Here is a 351-nt window from a genome sequence, read left to right on the forward strand (position 1 = left end):
GCGATCAATCGTTTCCAACGGTTGCTTATTGATACGCTTCATAAACTGACCGACATGAAGCTTAATCTTATAGAACTTCTCAAAAAACACGTTATTGACCACATCGGATTTAAGCCACAGCCATAGTCCCTCGACCGGATTTAGGTTGGGACTATACGGCGGCAGAAAGACCAAGTGCAGGCGCGGATGTTTCTTCAGGAAAGGCTGTAACCCGGTGGCATGATGAATCCGACTATTGTCTAAAATCATGGCGATTTTCCCCCTCGGGTACGCCGACAGAAGATCTTGGAGGAGGCGAATAAAGGCGTCCACATCGGCCTTTTCTTCTTCACGGTGATGGACCTGTCCGGT

The 351-nt window shown here is 48.4% G+C and carries 1 protein-coding gene; it reads right to left on the minus strand.

Annotated elements, in window-relative coordinates; translation table 11 throughout:
- The coding region (locus L691_RS0112860; RefSeq protein ID WP_025690918.1) for a transposase at positions 1 to 351 on the minus strand (351 nt) is incomplete at both ends.

Source organism: Paenibacillus zanthoxyli JH29 (assembly GCF_000520715.1).
Classification (GTDB): Bacteria; Bacillota; Bacilli; order Paenibacillales; family Paenibacillaceae; genus Paenibacillus_AQ; species Paenibacillus_AQ zanthoxyli.